General features: G+C 37.1%; 14 protein-coding genes and 1 tRNA gene. 13 read left to right on the top strand and 2 right to left on the bottom strand.

The features are described from left to right. Nucleotides 1-19 precede the first annotated feature (19 nt). The 12 genes from KRODI_RS03115 (at nt 20) to KRODI_RS03060 (ending at nt 11749) form a co-directional block, all read left to right on the top strand. On the top strand, nt 20-1021 hold the full coding sequence (locus KRODI_RS03115; protein WP_013750117.1) for an aldose epimerase family protein: 1002 nt from the start codon (nt 20-22) through the stop codon (nt 1019-1021). Between the two features lie 178 nt (nt 1022-1199). Then, nucleotides 1200-1272 (top strand) — tRNA-Phe (locus tag KRODI_RS03110). Nucleotides 1273-1659: 387 nt separating this feature from the next. After that, entirely contained in the window at nt 1660-2253 is a 594-nt protein-coding gene (locus KRODI_RS03105) for a hypothetical protein (protein WP_013750116.1), read from the top strand. Between the two features lie 149 nt (nt 2254-2402). Continuing rightward, nucleotides 2403-3251: an alpha/beta hydrolase gene (locus KRODI_RS03100; RefSeq protein WP_013750115.1), complete on the top strand. Its 849-nt coding sequence runs from the start codon at nt 2403-2405 to the stop codon at nt 3249-3251. A 19-nt stretch (nt 3252-3270) separates the two neighbouring features. Then, the gene (locus tag KRODI_RS03095) at nt 3271-4047 is read left to right on the top strand and encodes a zinc-dependent peptidase (protein WP_013750114.1); all 777 of its coding nucleotides are present in this window, start codon (nt 3271-3273) and stop codon (nt 4045-4047) included. A gap of 63 nt (nt 4048-4110) precedes the next feature. Further along, nucleotides 4111-4836: a type III pantothenate kinase gene (locus tag KRODI_RS03090; protein ID WP_013750113.1), complete on the top strand. Its 726-nt coding sequence runs from the start codon at nt 4111-4113 to the stop codon at nt 4834-4836. Beyond that, nucleotides 4829-6076: a hypothetical protein gene (locus KRODI_RS03085; RefSeq protein ID WP_013750112.1), complete on the top strand. Its 1248-nt coding sequence runs from the start codon at nt 4829-4831 to the stop codon at nt 6074-6076. Before KRODI_RS03090 ends, KRODI_RS03085 begins: the two co-directional genes overlap by 8 nt. Before the next feature lie 17 nt (nt 6077-6093). Then, on the top strand, nt 6094-7473 hold the full coding sequence (locus KRODI_RS03080) for a hypothetical protein (RefSeq protein WP_013750111.1): 1380 nt from the start codon (nt 6094-6096) through the stop codon (nt 7471-7473). Beyond that, complete coding sequence (gene lptC / locus KRODI_RS03075; RefSeq protein ID WP_013750110.1) at nt 7473-8042, top strand: LPS export ABC transporter periplasmic protein LptC; 570 nt, start codon at nt 7473-7475, stop codon at nt 8040-8042. Before KRODI_RS03080 ends, lptC begins: the two co-directional genes overlap by 1 nt. Next, nucleotides 8039-8233, top strand: a complete 195-nt coding sequence (locus KRODI_RS03070) for a hypothetical protein (RefSeq protein WP_013750109.1) — start codon at nt 8039-8041, stop codon at nt 8231-8233. The genes lptC and KRODI_RS03070 overlap by 4 nt, the downstream gene beginning before the upstream one ends. After that, complete coding sequence (locus KRODI_RS03065; RefSeq protein WP_013750108.1) at nt 8233-9531, top strand: hemolysin family protein; 1299 nt, start codon at nt 8233-8235, stop codon at nt 9529-9531. The genes KRODI_RS03070 and KRODI_RS03065 overlap by 1 nt, the downstream gene beginning before the upstream one ends. 76 nt (nt 9532-9607) lie before the next feature. Further along, nucleotides 9608-11749, top strand: coding sequence for a peptidylprolyl isomerase (locus tag KRODI_RS03060; RefSeq protein ID WP_013750107.1), 2142 nt, complete (start codon nt 9608-9610; stop codon nt 11747-11749). Nucleotides 11750-11862: 113 nt separating this feature from the next. Here KRODI_RS03060 and KRODI_RS03055 read toward each other — a convergent pair whose 3' ends face one another. Next, nucleotides 11863-12777, bottom strand: coding sequence for a GYDIA family GHMP kinase (locus KRODI_RS03055; protein WP_013750106.1), 915 nt, complete (start codon nt 12775-12777; stop codon nt 11863-11865). Nucleotides 12778-12803: 26 nt separating this feature from the next. Next, entirely contained in the window at nt 12804-14117 is a 1314-nt protein-coding gene (locus tag KRODI_RS03050; RefSeq protein ID WP_013750105.1) for a hydroxymethylglutaryl-CoA reductase, degradative, read from the bottom strand. A 174-nt stretch (nt 14118-14291) separates the two neighbouring features. Here KRODI_RS03050 and KRODI_RS03045 point away from each other — a divergent pair, with 174 nt between their 5' ends. Further along, nucleotides 14292-16481, top strand: a complete 2190-nt coding sequence (locus KRODI_RS03045) for a S9 family peptidase (protein WP_013750104.1) — start codon at nt 14292-14294, stop codon at nt 16479-16481. Nucleotides 16482-16483: the final 2 nt, after the last annotated feature.

The raw sequence follows: 16483 nt of genomic DNA, 5'->3' as shown, positions 1-16483 counted from the left end.
TAGCATACAGACCATTAATATGACTATAACTAAAACATCATTTGGCTTTACAGCTAGCGGTGAAGAAATTTTTAAATTTATTTTAGAAAACCCGCTCGGATTGCGCGTTGAGGTACTCACATATGGAGCAACTATCCAAAAGCTGTACGTTCCAAATGAAACTGCTGGTACAGTAGATGTTGTTTTAGGTTTTGATACTTTACAAGAGTATGAAGCTCCACATCCGTATCTAGGGAGTTTTATAGGGCGCAATGCAAACAGACTTAAGAAAGAAGTGGTTATTGAAGGTAAAAAAATAGCGTTATCAGTAAATGAAGGAGAGAACCAACTTCACGGAGGTATTAAAGGTTTTGATAAACGTGTCTGGGATGCAGTAATGAAGGATGACAGCTTAGAGCTTTCTCTAGATAGTGAAGATGGTGATCAAGGTTTCCCAGGTAATTTGAAAGTTCAAATTACTTTTAAGCTTGTGGGCCTACGACTAGAAATGCAATTAAGTGCTACTACAGACCAGCCAACTATCGCAAACTTCACCAGGCATGATTATTTTAACTTGTGTAGTGGAGTAAAGAAGGCTGTTGTACATCATAAGTTGCAAATACATGGCGCCTCGTATACTGAGCTGGATGGTAATATGATAACTACGGGTCACTTATTGCCGGTTGCGGGCACTCCATATGATTTTACTGAAGTGAAAGCCGTGGGAGATGCTGACGAAGGATTTGATTTAAACTATGCGTTAGATAAAACACCCAATAAACTCAGGCTTGCAGCTCAGGTGTGGGCTCCAGATAGCGATATTACTTTAAAAGTGCATTGCACGCAACCAGGATTACAATTTTTTAGTGCAAAATCTATTATGCTTGCTAGTGGTAAAAAAGGCTATTTAGCTTTAGAAAGTCCGGGATTGTGCTTAGAGCCACAATATTTTCCAAATTCTCCATCACATTCACATTTTCCTTCAACAATCCTTTTGCCATCGGAAGTGTATGAGGAACAGATAGTTTATGATTTTGAATGAGATTTACATGATTGTCGGTGTGAAATTAATTTCAAAAAAAATGAATTTTATTTGAAAAAATACTTGCCAGAGTTCAGAAAGGTTTTATATTTGCAACCGCTTACGAAAGCTACTAGAGGTTATCTTAATAATAATTAGAAAACTCGAGTTACAAACGTAAGTAACCTAAAAATATTTAGGTGCCTTAGCTCAGTTGGTAGAGCAATGGACTGAAAATCCATGTGTCCCTGGTTCGATTCCTGGAGGCACCACTAAAAACCCGATCTTTTGATCGGGTTTTTTGTTTTTAGATGAGTTTGAGATTTAATTGGTATTTGAGAGATATTGCGTACTTTTTTATGCGCTATGTAAAATCGAATATAATCTTTTAGCGATCATGAGATAAATAGCTTTTGCCTCGAAAAAGTTTTTGAATGCAAAAAAAATCGTCTAATTAATAAACTTATTAAAATTGAATAGGAAAAGTTATAGTAAAGAGGGTATGAAGTATGATTACTTCGTTGTAGAGGGCTTTTCTCATGGGACCGTCTACTCAAATACAAAATTCATCAATTGCTGGTCCCAAATCAGAGGAGGAGAATCCTATGAAATAGTTAAAGAGCTGGTATTCTTGCGGTGGTTTCGTTTTACCTCAATCTGTGAAAGATTTATTTTGGACTCCTAATTATTTGGATGTTCCTTCTAATTTTAAAATAATAGATAACCAGCTCTATCTCAATATCTCTAGAAAAGTTAAAGAATTCAATTTTTATCTAGACCCTATCGAAGCTCCATTAAAAGTAGATGACTTAACAGATTTAGACTTAGTAAAAATTAAGCGACATTTTTACTTTAAGATGTCAATTACAAAAAACTTTAAAATATTCGACGATTATGATGAGAGATATAAGGGAGGTAGAATATATGGTTCTTCATATAGAATAGGCTGGCTTCATCGAAAATTTATATGGATGAGTCTAGAGGATGGGCAATTAATAGAGTTTATGGATCTTGGGGGCATGTTGCAGCCATACAGGGAGGGGCTAATAAAAAACCCAGATAGCTTTGTAGACCCTAGTTATGACGAAGATCTTATATGGACGGTTTTTAAAAATAAGAGGCTAAGTATTCTAGTGCGTAAAGCATACATAATTGAAGGTTTTGAATCTCCAAAAAACTTTTATGAAAGAAATTCGGAGCATTTTGTTAATCCTTATGATAGTGTTTTTTCAATGTATGCGAAATTGGATTAATTTTTAGTATCGGAAGCTGTGTTAGGTCGCTCACACGAAAGATATCTGTATATCTCATCCTTCTCACTAATTGTGACAATTATAATATTTACTTACCAAATGCTTAACACGCATTTGCAATATTCTAAAGTAGCTTCGCTCAAAAAAATATGCGTCTATATATCTATATAACAATTGCAATCCTAAGTGTAACAATGTTGAGCTGTTCAAGTACTAAACATAAAAACATCTCTTATCTAGGAGCGGAAACTATAACTACTAGTCAAGCAGAAAATCTTGAGGCACCTACGCTTAATATTTATGAGCCTTCTGGCGATAATAAGAAAGTTCCTGTAATTATCTATGTACACGGAGGTAACTGGAATCAAGGTAAAAAAGAAATATACTGGTGGTTAGGTCGTAATTTTGCTCAAAAAGATATACTTGCTGTATTGCCAGGATACACCTTAAGTCCTAATGCTACTTATGATGATCAAGCTGCTCAAATCGCAGAAGCAATAGCGTGGACAAAGGAAAACGCGGCTCGTTATGGAGGAGATCCAAATAAGATTTTTGTGACGGGACATTCCGCTGGTGGGCACCTTGTTGCACTGGCGGTAATGAATCCTAAGTATAATATTAATCAAGAAGATATTTCTGGAATTATTCTCAATGATGCTGCGGGGCTTGATATGTATCATTACTTGAGCGAGAACGAGCCAGAGGTAAGTAATAATTATGACACTACATGGACAACTAATCCTGAGCTGTGGAAAGATGCATCGCCTATATATTTCATAAATGATGAAACGCCACCTATACTCAGTTATGTAGGCAGTAAAACGTATCCATCTATTACGGTAGCAAATAATCGCTTTAAAGAAGAGCTTGTTAAATTTCAACCAAATGCACGCAGGATCACGCTAGACAAAAAGCATGTTCCTATGATTACTCAATATATTTTTGGTTCAAATAATAGGTATGATGAGATTATACAATTTATGAGCGAGCAAGAGTAGGATGGTGTATTTTTAGCAAATGATTTTATTTATAGCTGGAGTAGCTCTTTTTATTTTTATGGGCTTTGGTCTTTTTACGCTTTCGCGAAAGCGTATCCCACAAGAATTTCCTGCGGTATGGGATAAGATATTGAGTGATGAGGTGTTGTTTTACCAGAAACTAACTCCAAAAAAGCAAGCGTTTTTTAAAAAGAGAATGATGGCTTTTCTAGCGGAGGTAAATGTGGAAGCTGTTCAATTTGAGCTTACAGATAGAGATAAGATATTTGTCGCTGCGAGTGCGGTGATTCCTATATTTAACTTTGGAGACTGGCACTATAATAATCTTGACACGGTTTTGATATATCCAGATTATTTTAATGCAGACTTAGAGTTTCACTCTGAGGGAGAAAATCGTATCATAGGTGGTATGGTGGGGTCTGGGCAGTTTGAGAATCATATGATTTTATCGCGTAAAGCGCTAGTGTTTGGATTTACAAATAAAACTGACAAAGGAAATACTGCGGTTCATGAATTTGTGCACCTGCTAGATAAGATGGATGGAGTAACTGATGGCATACCAGAATATCTGCTCGGTAAAGAAAACATTGCTCCTTGGTTAGACCTTATGTATAAGGAGATGGATGCTATAAATAATGATAAGTCAGATATAAGGAAATACGGAGGTACTAGCGAGATAGAATTCTTTGCCGTGGCTTCTGAGTACTTCTTTGAACGTCCAGCATTGTTTAAAAGAAAACACCCGGAACTTTATAAAATGCTAGAACTCTGTTTTGTGACACATGTTTCGGCTTAGTTTTATCATTCCCTTAACATTGCAGGTATATTGCTTTTGTATTTTTGAAGCTTACTATAGTTTATGCAACTTATTATTGATGTAGGGAATACGAGGGTCAAAACGGCTGTTTTTAATGGCGATGTGTTACAGGCTTGGCACCACTTCCTTCTTGAAGATTTTATAGAGGAAGTTGGGGAATTTGCAGGCTTGTATCCTATTAAGAAAGCGATCATATCCTCTGTAGGGAGGCTTTCTAAAGAGCAAGCCCAATCTGTGCAGCTGCGATTTCCTACAATAATTCTCAGTCATAAAACTCCGCTTCCATTTAAAAACGATTACGGTACTCCACACACACTTGGTGTAGATAGGATTGCGCTGGTTTCCGCTTTCGCGAAAGCGTATCCTAAAAAAAATGGACTCATAATAGATACAGGTACTTGTATTACCTATGATTTTATTACTGCAGAAGGCTCTTATAAAGGAGGGGCGATATCACCAGGATTGCGATTGCGATATGAAACTCTAAACAATCTCACGGCAAATTTACCACTACTTGAAAAGCAACTTCCCGAGAGCATTGTGGGTACTACGACTAACGAGGCTATTCATTCCGGGGTAGTACAAGGTGTTTTGTTAGAAATGGATGGTGCAATAACTCATTATAAAGAGCATTATAATGTGGAAATAGTAATAATAACTGGTGGTGATGCCGAATTCTTGGCAAAACGATTAAAAAATAGCATCTTTGCGCACTCAAAATTTTTGCTAGAGGGCCTCAATTATATCTTAACATATCAGAATGATTAAAAAACTTTTTATAGTAGCAGTGTTGATGATGGCCTTTAAGGGTCTTACACAAGAGGGAGCTACAACATCTCCATATTCGTTTTACGGAGTAGGTTTGCAACAGTTTAAAGGTACTGTAGAAAATAAATCTATGGGAGGTATACAGTCTTATAGTGATAGTTTACACTTGAATTTATTAAATCCTGCTTCATTAGGTAAGTTGCGTTATACAACTTTTACAGTAGGTGGTAATCACCAAGAGGTTACGGCAAAAGACGACTTTACGGAAGAGGGTTCTTCAAAATCTACCTTTGATTACCTAGCGATAGGTTTTCCGGTTTCTAAAAAAGTAGGGGTGAGCTTTGGACTTATGCCATATACAACCGTAGGGTATAAGTTAGATGACAGTAACGAAGATGTTGTAAACGCCTTTAGTGGTCGTGGAGGTATAAACAGAGCATTTCTATCTGCAGGATATACTGTGGCGCCAGGTTTAACCGTGGGTGCTAGTACACATTATAATTTCGGTAATATTCAAAACGAAGCTTTAAGGTCTCAAGAAGGTGTTGAGCTTGCTACTCGAGAGAGTAACCGTAGTGATTTTTCTGGTTTTACATTTGATTTTGCTGCTCAGTATGAACGCATGATATCAGACAATTTGCAACTTACTTCTTCTATAAAATATTCACCTTCTACAAGTATAAGTACAGAGAATTCACGTCAGGTAGCTTCTGTGATTTTTAATAATTCAGGTGTAAGTGCAGATGTAGATGCTGAGCAGATTGATGTACAGGATACAGATTTTGACTTTCCTTCAACCTTAACATTAGGTTTGGGTATAGGTGCGGTAAATAAGTGGTATGTAGGTGCAGAATATACATCTCAGAAATCGAGTAATTTTAGTAATAGAACATTTACGTTAGATGATGTTTCTTTTGATGATGCTAGCCAGATGCGTATAGGAGGTTTTTATATTCCTAAATATAATTCTGTTACAAGTTATTGGGATCGTATTACTTACCGCGCTGGATTTAGGTATGAAGAAAGCGGTATTGTGGTGTCTAACGAGGATATAAATGAGTTTGGCATATCTTTTGGAGTAGGACTACCCACGGGGCGAAGAATAAGTAATTTTAACCTTATGTTTGAGATGGGCCAGCGAGGAACCACAAGTTCAGGTCTTATTCAAGAGAACTTTGTTAATGTAGGAATAAGCTTATCAGTAAACGACTTATGGTTCGTCCAGAGTAAATTTAATTAATTGAAAAACCTAACACTATGAAAACTAAATTGACCACACTTTTTGTAGCTATAATAATGACAGTAGGATTTACTGCTCAAGCTCAAATAAGTGAAGAATGTATGACTACAGGTTCTATATTTAACGAAGCTGCAAAAGTTAAGAACTGGGATGCTGCAAGAGCACCATTTATAAAACTTAGAAAAGACTGTCCTAACTGGTCACTTGCATTATACCAGTATGGTGAGAAGCTGCTGAAAGCAGATCTTAAAGCCGCAAGCGGAGAGCAAGAGAAAGCAGTAGCTCAAGATTTAATTTTATTGCTACAGCAAAGAGAGCAGTATTTCCCAGGAAAAACTGACAAAGGTGAAAACGCAGCAGATCAAGCTCAGATAATGTTTGATAGCAAAATAGGAACTAAGAAATCTCAGTTTGATGCATTTCAAAAAGCATTTGAACTAGACGCAGCTTCTATATCAAGTGCAAAAAGCATCTATACTCGTTTTAAACTAGCTGTAGATTTATATAAAGAAGGAGAGCAAATTCCATTACAAGATGTTTTTGATCTTTATGATGATACTCAAAGCAAATTAGGAAAGGAAGCAACTGTTCTTGATACTAAACTACAAGCTCTTTTAGATAAAGAAGAGGCTGGTACAGCACTTAGTGCAAAGGAGAAAAGAAGAGTAAAAGGTTATGAAACTAACCTTAGAGCTTTTGGAATATTTGGAGGAAGTACTGATGGGGCAATGGGAGCATTAGGTAATTGTGAGAACCTAGTACCGCTTTACCAAAAAGATTTTGAGTCTATGAAAAATGACAAGGAATGGATTAAGAAAGCTGCTGGACGTCTTGCTGGAAAAGATTGTACTGATACAGACTTATTTAAGCAAATGGTTGAAAACTTACACAGACTTGAGCCTTCAGCCAAATCTGCAAAATATTTAGGTATTCTGGCTGGAAACAGAGGAGATACAGCTGCGGAGTCTAGATATTACCAAGAAGCTATTGATCTTGAAACAGATCCAAAAGAAAGAGCAAGCGCTTATTACAGACTTGCACTTCAAGCTAAAAAAGCAGGAAGCTATGGTAAAGCAAGAGGCTTATTCAATAAGGCATTATCTGAAGATGGTACTTTAGGTCAAGCTTACTTAAATATTGCAGCAATGTATGCAGCAAGTGCAAATAACTGTGGAGAAAATGCTTTTGATAAAAGAGCGGTATATTGGTTAGCTGCAAGTACTGCAGAAAGAGCAGGACGAGTAAGTCCATCATTAGCAGGGACTGCAAATAAAACTGCAGCAAGTTACAGAGCAATAGCACCAAGCAAGGCAGATATATTTCAATCTGGAAAAGGTGGTCAAACTATTAAAATAGGATGTTGGATTGGATCAAGCGTAAGAGTTCCAGGTAACTAATGTATCTACAACATAGAAATATATTAAAATTCTTAGTCACGGCTTTTGCCGTGACTTTGTTTTTAAGTTGTGGTGATAACGGGGAGGAGATACGTAAAATGAGTATCAAGTCTGACGGGCCTGTTACTGAGGGAAGAGGTATCAACTTAAAATATACAGACTCTGGAAAGGTAACGGCTCACCTTAAAACACCATATATAAAGAATTATGCAAACTCGCCTTTTCCATATGAGGAGTTTCCAGAAGGTGTTGAAGTTATTTTTATAGATGACGATAAAGAGAATGTGATCACCTCAGATTATGCTATACGGTATAAATATACAAATCTTATAGACCTGCAGAAGAACGTGACGCTTGTAACTAGTGATTCTGTTACACTTAAAGCAGAGCAGTTGTATTGGGATCAAACTAATAACTGGATTTTTACAGATCAACCTTATACCATTATTACAAAAGATGGCTCCCGCAATGATGGAGACCTTTTTGATTCTAATGAAGACTTTACAAATTTTGTATCTTTAAACAACGTAAGTAAACAATACGTTAAAGAAAATAAAGAAGACTTATGATGCGATATGCAAAATACACGGAGTACGTATATATCATAGTAGCTGTACTAGCAGGATATAAAGTAGTATCACTATGGGGAGAAGATCAGCCCAGAGCTTATTTATTTTTATTTTTCTTTGCTATAAGTGTGGGTATGTATTTCTTTAGACGTCACTTTCGTAAGAAATTTGAAAACAGGAAAAACTCTTAATGGGCAGCTTTGAAGTCCAGATAATTGTCGTTTGTTGCTCATTAATATTATCTGCATTCTTCTCAGGAATGGAGATTGCATATATCTCGGCAAACAAAATCCATATCGAAATAGAAAAAAAGCAGAATGATTTTCTTTCTATTGTATTAACTCGTCTTACTGCGAGACCTTCAAAGTTTATCGCAACCATGTTACTGGGCAATAATATTGCTTTGGTGGTATATGGTTATTTTATGGGAGCACTCTTGCAAGGGTGGCTTGAGGGTTTGCCTTTCGGCGAAAATTTGACGTGGTTAGAAACATTCGTCCAAGAATTCAGTCTATTGAGTCAGACTATTATTTCTACCATTGTCATTCTAATTACTGCAGAATTTTTACCAAAAGTATTTTTTCAGATTTATGCAAATAAGCTGCTTAAGTTTTTTGCTATACCTGCCTATATTTTCTATCTGCTGTTTTATTTTTTAAGTGCTTTTATAATTTGGGTTTCAGACTTAGTACTTAAATATTTGTTTAAAACAGATGGAGATGAAGTGCAACTAGCTTTCACGAAAGTGGAATTAGGAAATTATATTTCTGAGCAAATGGAATCTGTAAATGATCAAGATGAAGTAGATACGGAAATCCAGATATTTCAAAATGCTCTCGAATTTTCTGAGGTTAAGTCTAGAGAAGTAATGCTTCCTCGTACTGAGATTATAGCGGTAGATGAACGTACTACGCCAGCGGCGATTAACAAAATATTTATAGAAACTGGGCTTTCTAAGATACTTGTATATAAGGATACAATAGATGATATCATAGGATACGTGCACTCTTTTGAGTTGTTTAAAAAGCCTAAAACAATAAGTAGTGTTCTAATGCCTGTGGTATATGTGCCAGAAACAATGCTTGTTAAAGATGTGTTGAATATGCTCACAAAGAAGCGCAAGAGTATCTGTGTTGTTATTGATGAATATGGTGGTACGAGTGGCATGATGACCGTAGAAGATATTGTAGAAGAGCTTTTTGGTGAGATCGAGGATGAGCATGATACAGCAGAGCTTATTGAGGAGCAGCTAGGAGAAGATCATTATAAACTCTCTGCTAGACATGAAGTAGATTACCTCAATGAGACCTATAGGTTGAACCTTCCAGAGAGTGAAAACTATGAGACTTTAGGAGGTTTAGTAGTGAGCCATGCAGAGGAAATACCACAAGAAGGAGAGAACATAGAGATAGACGGTATAATCTTTCATATCCTTGAGACTTCAAATACAAAAATTGAACTCTTGGAAGTCCGTATTTCTAAAGACTAAATTGGCTTATTTTTTTATTTTTTATTATGGGAGAAAATGGTATTTTCGCCCACTATTATAGCATAAACAACAGACAATGGCAATTTTAAATAAAATACGTAGCAAGAGCATCTTTTTGATAATCATTATCGCACTTGCGCTATTTGCATTCATTTTTTCTTCAATTTTAGATAGTGGAGGTTTCAATGCTGATAAGCAAAATCGCGTAGCATCTATTAATGGAGTAAATATTGATCGTGAAGCTTTTGCTTCAAAAGTAGAGGAGCAAACACGTAGATTAGGAGCAAATGCCTCAACTACACGTGCTGTAAATACAGTGTGGGAGCAAGAGATTAATCGTGTTGTTCTTGAAGAGCAGTATGAAGAGTTAGGTATTGAAGTAGGTAGAGACCGCACGCAAGAATTGCTTAAGCAAGCATTGCAAAACGACACACGTTTTCAAGATGGTGATGGTTTCTTTAGTGAGGGGAAGATGCAAGAATTTATCGCAACTCTTAAAGAGAGCCAGAATCCTAATGATTACCAAAACTGGTTAAATTTTGAAGAAAACTTAAGAAATCAAGAAAAGCAAAGTATATACTACAACCTTATAAAAGCAGGAGTAGGATCTACACTTAAAGATGGTGAGATTGCTTACAGACTTGATAACAATAATGTAGATATACAGTTTGTACAAGTTCCTTATACTTCAGTTCCAGATGAAGAGGCACCGGTAAGCAAAGAAGAAATTCAGAAATATGTAAATGAGCATAAAGAAGAGTATAAAACAGACGAAACACGTAGCATTCGTTTTGTGAAATTTTCAGAAGAAGCTTCATTAGAAGATGAAAATGCACTTAAAGCTGAATTATCTAAACTTAGAAATGAGTACACCTCACGTAATGGTGCAACTGGAGTGACGGAAACACTTGCAGGATTTGATAAGACAGATAGAGTAGAAGATTTCTTATTAGACAATTCAGATATTCCTTATGTAAATCGTTGGTTCTTTAAAAAGAACTTACCTGCAACAAACGCAGATACATTATTTGCCTTAGGCAAAGGAGGTGTTTACGGTCCTTATAAGGATAACAATTACATGAACCTTTCTCGTGTAATGGATGTGAGAAAAATGCCAGACTCAGTAAAGTCACGTCATATTTTAATTGATTTTAAAGGAGCGGTTACAAATACTCAGAGAGGACCTGTTCCTTCATCTGCCACTCGTACTAAAGAAGAAGCAAAGAATCTTGCAGATAGTTTGCTTTCAGTTATAAAAAGAAACAGTGGGAAATTTGAAGAGCTAGCAAAAGAGTTTTCTTCAGATAAGAGTAACAGCGAAAATGGAGGAGATCTTGATTACCAAAATCCAAATCTCTTTGCTGAAGGATATAGAGACTTTATCGTTGATAATAAAACTGGATCTGTAGGTATAGCCGAAACAAACTTTGGTTACCACGTGATTGAGATTACAGATCAAAAGAATCTTCAGGATGTAATTAAAGTAGCAACGGTAGTAAAAGAGATTGTACCATCAGATAAAACAATTTCATCTATCTACAATACAACTCAAAAATTTGAATTAGCTGCACAAGATGGAGATTTTCAAGAAGTAGCAACAGAAAATGGTTACACAGTAAGACCAGTGCAGCGTATACGTGCAATGGATGAGAATCTTCCTGGAGAAGGAGCTCAACGTTCAATCGTGCAGTGGGCTTTTGAGGAAGAAGTTTCTGTAGGAGATATTAAGCGTTTTCCAGTAAACAATGGATATATTGTAGCACAAGTTACTCGTCGCACTCCTAAAGGAACGGAGCGTGTAGAGGATGTATCTACTCAGGTAACTCCTATACTACGTAACATGAAGAAAGCTGCTATCATAAAAGACAAGCTCTCTGGAGCTACACTTGCAGAGATGGCACAGTCACAAAGCCAAACTGTAAAAACTGCATCTGCAATATCTATGAATGCGCCTACGATTGCTGGAGCAGGTAATGAGCCTAAAGTTGTAGGAGCGGCGTTTGGATTAAAAGAGGGAGAAATTTCTGATCCTATTGAAGGTTCAAGAGGAGTTTATGTGGTTCAAGTAACAAAAATTACGGAAGCACCGGCGCTTGAAAACTACGCATCATTTGCAACTCAAGAAGCTCAAAAGGCTAGAGTAGCAGTAAGTTCTAAAGTGCTTAATGCACTTAAGGAAGCTGCAGAAATTGAAGATAACAGAGCTACTTTTTACTAGTAGTTGAATTACATAATTATTAAAAAGGCTCGAACGTTATGTTCGAGCCTTTTTAGTTTATCATGGTGTTAGTTCGCTTTCGCGAAAGCGTAAAACTTATCTGTAAATCGTTCTTAGAAGTTTAGTATCATCTCGTTGTACGGGATGATAGTATGAAAGCCTTTGTTTTTAAAATACTCCATTTCTTGAGCTTCTCCGGTAACCATTACAAAATCACCTCCCCAACCTCCTAAACTCTTAATGAGGTGTGGATAGTCAGAAAATAGCTCACTTTTAATAGTAGGAGTTTTGATGATTTTTGAAAGTCTTTCTTCGTGCTCAGTAAGCAGTTGTTCAAAAGCTTGAAGTGCCTTGGTTTCTTTGACAGCTGTAGTAAGTTGAGAAAAATGAGAAACCTCGTTGAGGAGTAAGTTGCTGTCTAAGCTTCTATAGTGCTTAATGCTTTGTCTACTGTTCTGCTTTTTATTGAGGTGTATAAAGAAGATGTTTTCTTTAAAGTCGGGGTCAAAAGTTACACTTTTGACGATTGGATCGCTTTTCGTTCTCTGGTAGGTAATGGCGCTCTGTGCTGTTGCAGAGGCAATATCATAACCACTTCCTCCAAAAGTCATTTCAAGTAGCTTATAAGGGTTAACTTGAGCCCATAAAGCAATGTTTGCAATAAGAGTAGAGGAGGAGCCCAGACCCCAATCTCTTGGGAATTCTAAAGTGCTAGTTGCTATAAGCCCTTCTTGCCCTTGTAAAAACTGTGGATTAAGTTCTTGTGCTGCTTGTAATATGGTAAGTAAGCGCTGCGGGATATCCCCATTAGGAACTGCGCAGTCTTTTATGGGTAATGTAAAATGGGTTTCAAACCATGTGGAACCATCATGTAGCTCGCTTTTCCAACGTAGGCCCGGATCTTGCGTTGTTGTGACTGTAAGTTTCTGACCTCTGGTTGTGGGAAGCGCAAGTGCTTCTGCACCATCAAGAACCAGATATTCTGCGGTTAATAATAACTTACCATGGCTGTAAAAAGATGAGTTCACTTTGTGTATTTGTGTTTGTGGGCTACTTATGAGCGTAGTGCTTCTATAAAAGAAACAACGGCGCTGTGTGTAACCGTGTTGGTCTTAAAATGAGTGACTGTTTCTTGTTTTTCTGCAGTAGTTGCTTCCATTTGATTAAGGATATTCATGAGGTGCATTTTCATGTGTCCTTCTTGAATTCCCGTTGTAGTGAGTGATTTTAAGGCTGCAAAGTTTTGTGCAAGTCCCGCAACAGCTACAATTTGCATAAGTTCTTGCGCAGATGGGTTTTCTAGCAATTCCATAGACCATTTTACCAGCGGATGTAATTTTGTAAGTCCGCCTACGGTTCCTAGTGCGAGTGGTACCTCAATCCAAAATTTAAATATTCCATTATTTACGCTAGCATGTGTGAGACTTCTATATTGCCCGTCCCTAGCAGCATATGCGTGCACGCCAGCCTCTACGGCTCTAAAGTCGTTTCCAGTGGCAAGAATTACAGCATCAATACCATTCATTATTCCTTTGTTGTGAGTAACTGCGCGGTAAGGTTCCTCTTCGGCAATGGCAATAGCTTGTATGAATTTTTTAGCAAATTGTGCACCATCTATATTCTTTTCAGAAAGATCAGCTACTGGACAACTTACCTCTGCTCGCACTACACAATCTGGAACGTAGTTTGATAAAATAGACATGATAATAGAGAGGTTTGCACCGCTTTCGCGAAAGCGTACTTCTTCCTCAAAACCCGCTTTAAGTGTCGTTGCAAATTGTTCTAGACAACTATTTATAAAATTGGCTCCCATTGCATTTAGCGTTTCAAAAGTGCAATGAAGTTGGTAATAATCTGCTACTGCTTGGGTTTTATTTACGAGCGTGATGTCTTTAATGCCACCACCACGTTTCTCCATGTTTTTTGTGATTGCAGCAGTATCTGCAATTAACTGTGGCTTGATGGATTCAAAAAATGATGTCAAAAGCGACGCATCACCATCATAGGTAAAATGTACTTGGCCTACTTTTGTAGTTCCTAGTACGGTAGTTTTAAAACCACCTCTATCTTTCCAGAATTTAGCCGCTTTACTTGCGGCAGCTACCACAGAGCTCTCCTCGATAGCCATGGGAATGGTATAAATACGATCATTTATAACAAAGTTTGGCGCAACACCTAGTGGTAAGTAGTAGTTAGTGATGGTGTTTTCTATAAACTCATCGTGTAGCTGTTGTAATTTTTTATCATCATTCCAGTAAGATGATAGCACCTCAGTTGCCTGTGTTGGATTTTCAAAATACGTAGACGTGAGCCACGCAATTTTCTCTGTTTTTGAAAGTCTTGAAAATCCTGATATTGCCTTTGTCATTAAGCTGTATTTATAAAAGTGTCAAAGATACTGAGAATGAGGTAAACCTAGCTTTGTGTAAGTAATCTAGTGATTTTATTTCTTAACAATATGGCGCTATTTAACAGCTTTTACGGGGCTTTTTGCGTTATTTTTAGTAAAATTGAGATACATTACTAGAATTAGCAATTATATATGAAAATACAACTCTTTTTGAGTGCCATTTTACTCATGGCAATCCAGAGCGCAACTGCGCAAAAAAAGCAAATCACCCTTGAAGATATATGGAAAGAAGGCACTTTTAGTGCAGAGAGACTCCAGTCTATTCACTCCATGGCAAACGGACAAGAGTATGCCGTTCAAAACTTTGATAGAGCATCACGTACGGGAAGTGTAGATATTTACAGCTATGCAACGGGAGATAAAGTGCGCACAGCAGTAAGCAGTGCAGACATTGAAGGTCTTGATTACTTCATCAGTTATGAATTTAGTGGTGATGAAAAGCAAGTCTTGCTAGCGACCAAACTACAGTCAATCTTTAGAAGATCTACGCTAGGCGAATTTTATGTTTGGAATACGCTTTCGCGAAAGCTAACAAAGGTATCAGATGATCTTATCCAAGAGCCTACATTTTCTCCTGATGGGACGATGATTGCTTACGGAAAGGGTAACAACTTATATGTATTTAACATCGCAGAAGGTACAACCCAGCAGCTTACTATAGATGGAAAGAAAAATAGTATTATAAACGGTATTACGGATTGGGTTTATGAAGAAGAATTTGGTTTTGTGCGCGCCTTTGATTGGAGTGCAGATAGCAAGAAGATAGCTTATATACGTTTTGACGAAACAGATGTGCCAGAATTCTCTATGGATATTTATGGCAAAGAGCTTTACCAGACACAGTCAGTTTTTAAATACCCTAAAGCTGGTGAGGCAAATGCAAAAGTAACATTACGCCTTCACAACTTAGATAGCGGAAATAGCCGTAAAGCAAAGGATGTTGAGATAAATCTAGGTGATAACGCTGGGTACTATATTCCACGTATATCTTGGTCAAAAGATCCAAACGTACTTTCTGTACAAACTTTAAATCGTCATCAAGACACATTGAAGTTGTCACTTTTTAATGCGGCTACCTATCAAACAAAACTCGCTGTTCTTGAAACGGATAAGGCTTACGTGGATGTAACAGATAATCTTACTTTTCTAGAAGATAACAGCTTTATCTGGACGAGTGAAAAAGATGGATGGAATCACGTGTATCACCACAATGCAGATGGAACTCTTAAAAGCCAAGTAACCTCAGGCGACTGGGAAGTGACAGGATATTACGGTTATGATGCAAAAACAAAAAGGATATTTTACCAAAGCTCAGAAAATGGTTCAATCAACCGAGGGGTTTACGCGATAGGACTTAACGGTAAAAAGAAGCAAGCACTCGCTATAAAGGAAGGAACAAATGATGCCGATTTTAGTGCAGACTTTAGCAACTTCATTCATACATACTCAAACACAACAACGCCTTATCGTTTTACACTTAACGATGCTAGGGATGGAAAGCAAATACGTGTTATAAAAGACAATAATGATCTCAAAGAGCTTTATGCTACTTATGATATCTCTCCAAAGGAATTTTTTGAGATTGACGTAAACGGAGTTTCTCTTAATGCATATATGATTAAACCTACAAACTTTGATCCTAATAAAAAGTATCCGTTATTTATGACTCAGTACTCTGGGCCTGGATCACAAAGCGTTGCAAATAAATGGGATACAGGTAATGATTACTGGTTCCAGATGCTTGCTCAGAACGACTATATCGTGGTTTGTGTAGATCCTAGAGGAACAGGATTAAAAGGACGTGATTTTAAGAAAATCACTCAGAAAGAATTAGGGAAGTATGAAGTGCAAGATCAAATAGCAGCTGCTAAACAATTAAGTGAACGTCCATACATAGATGAAAATCGCACAGGAATCTGGGGATGGAGTTATGGAGGCTTTATGGCGTCTAATTGTCTTTTCCAAGGAGCAGATACCTTTGAAATGGCGATCGCTGTTGCACCAGTTACTTCTTGGAGGTTTTATGATTCTATTTATACAGAGCGTTACATGCAAACTCCGCAAGAAAATGCAAGTGGGTATGATAACAACTCTCCTATGAGCCACGTAGATAAGATGGAAGGTGATTTATTACTTGTGCATGGAGGTGGAGATGATAATGTGCATGTGCAAAACTCTACGCGTCTCGTAGAGGCTTTAGTACAAGCAAATAAGCAATTTGACTACTTCAATTATCCAGATAGAAACCACGGTATCTATGGTGGGAATACGCGTTTTCATTTATATACAATGATGACAGAATTCATAAAAGAGAAACTTTAAGG

It is taken from the genome of Dokdonia sp. 4H-3-7-5 (genome assembly GCF_000212355.1).
In the GTDB taxonomy this organism is placed as follows: Bacteria; Bacteroidota; Bacteroidia; order Flavobacteriales; family Flavobacteriaceae; genus Dokdonia.
Note: the sequence above shows the minus strand (reverse complement) of the source record. Positions and strands in the feature narration are given on the sequence as shown.

Coding starts and splice junctions, on each gene's coding strand:
- KRODI_RS03115 (WP_013750117.1), top strand. CDS start 20: ATGACTATAACTAAAACATCATTTGGCTTTACAGCTAGCGGTGAAGAA.
- KRODI_RS03100 (WP_013750115.1), top strand. CDS start 2,403: ATGCGTCTATATATCTATATAACAATTGCAATCCTAAGTGTAACAATG.
- KRODI_RS03095 (WP_013750114.1), top strand. CDS start 3,271: ATGATTTTATTTATAGCTGGAGTAGCTCTTTTTATTTTTATGGGCTTT.
- KRODI_RS03090 (WP_013750113.1), top strand. CDS start 4,111: ATGCAACTTATTATTGATGTAGGGAATACGAGGGTCAAAACGGCTGTT.
- KRODI_RS03085 (WP_013750112.1), top strand. CDS start 4,829: ATGATTAAAAAACTTTTTATAGTAGCAGTGTTGATGATGGCCTTTAAG.
- KRODI_RS03080 (WP_013750111.1), top strand. CDS start 6,094: ATGAAAACTAAATTGACCACACTTTTTGTAGCTATAATAATGACAGTA.
- lptC (WP_013750110.1), top strand. CDS start 7,473: ATGTATCTACAACATAGAAATATATTAAAATTCTTAGTCACGGCTTTT.
- KRODI_RS03070 (WP_013750109.1), top strand. CDS start 8,039: ATGATGCGATATGCAAAATACACGGAGTACGTATATATCATAGTAGCT.
- KRODI_RS03065 (WP_013750108.1), top strand. CDS start 8,233: ATGGGCAGCTTTGAAGTCCAGATAATTGTCGTTTGTTGCTCATTAATA.
- KRODI_RS03060 (WP_013750107.1), top strand. CDS start 9,608: ATGGCAATTTTAAATAAAATACGTAGCAAGAGCATCTTTTTGATAATC.
- KRODI_RS03050 (WP_013750105.1), bottom strand. CDS start 14,117: ATGACAAAGGCAATATCAGGATTTTCAAGACTTTCAAAAACAGAGAAA.
- KRODI_RS03045 (WP_013750104.1), top strand. CDS start 14,292: ATGAAAATACAACTCTTTTTGAGTGCCATTTTACTCATGGCAATCCAG.